Source organism: Ruegeria sp. AF8 (assembly GCF_056541825.1).
In genome coordinates this window covers 1-1,112 of sequence record NZ_JBQFYW010000077.1, presented here as the reverse complement: position 1 = coordinate 1,112, position 1,112 = coordinate 1, and the positions used below count along the sequence as shown (strand labels likewise).

At 55.8% G+C, this 1,112-nt stretch carries 1 protein-coding gene; it reads left to right on the top strand.

What is annotated here, in order from left to right:
• A protein-coding gene (locus tag ACR0AO_RS25435) for an IS3 family transposase (protein WP_480609823.1) occupies positions 1 to 1,078 on the top strand; the annotation gives its coding sequence in 2 pieces (ribosomal slippage) (positions 1 to 213 and positions 213 to 1,078; 1,079 coding nt annotated over the 2 pieces). This gene is flagged as partial in the annotation.
• Between the last annotated feature and the right edge of the window lie 34 nt (positions 1,079 to 1,112).

Genomic DNA, 1,112 nt, shown 5'->3' with positions numbered 1-1,112 from the left:
AGGTTGAAGTTCTGATGGGGCAAGGCATGTCCCGTCTTGACGCGATCAGGCAGATCGGCGTTGTTGAACAAACCTATTACCGCTGGCGCAAAAAGTACGGCGGAATGGGCGTAGACCAGTTGAAGGAACTGAAACGGCTTCAGAAAGAGAACGAGCGACTGAGACGCGCGGTTTCAGATCTGACGTTGGACAAACTAATCCTGACGGAAGCCACAAAGGGAAACTACTGAGCCCCGCTCGTCGTCGTGCTTGTATTAACCATGTACGCAACCAGCTGAACATTTCCGAGAGACGCGCCTGCCGCGTGCTTGGGCAACACAGATCCACACAACGGCGTATCCCACAAGGTTGCGCAGACGAAGACCGGCTGGTGGCCGACATGATCGAGCTAACCCGTCAATACGGCCGATATGGCTATCGCAGGATCGCAGCGCTGCTGAGAGAGGCTGGATGGTCTGTCAGCGACGGGCGGGTTGAGCGCTTGTGGCGACGAGAGGGGCTGAAAGTGCCAGTGAAACAACCGAAGAAGGGGCGGCTCTGGCTGAACGACGGATCATGCGTCCGGCTTCGACCAGAACATCGCAACCATGTGTGGAGCTATGACTTCGTTCATTGTCGAACCGACGATGGCAAAGCCTTCCGGACGCTGAACATCCTTGATGAGCACAGTCGGGAATGTTTGGCTATCAGGGTCGAGCGGAAGCTGAACTCGGCCGATGTAATCGACGTCCTGACAGACCTGTTCATACTTCGCGGCGCGCCGAGTTTCATACGTTCTGACAATGGGCCGGAATTTGTCGCCCAGGCTGTCCGAGACTGGATCGCCGCCGTTGGCGCCAAGACAGCTTACATCGAACCTGGCAGCCCGTGGGAGAACGGATACTGTGAAAGCTTCAATGGCAGGTTCAGGGATGAGCTGCTCAACGGTGAGATCTTCTACAGCCTGCGCGAAGCTCAAATTCTGATCGAACAATGGAGGAAACACTACAACACAAAACGCCCCCACAGTGCATTGGGCTATCGCCCGCCAGCGCCCGAAACCATCATCCCGATGGATTACAGGCCGACGATGCACTAACAATCAATTTGGACCAGTCAGATGAGGCTGCTCA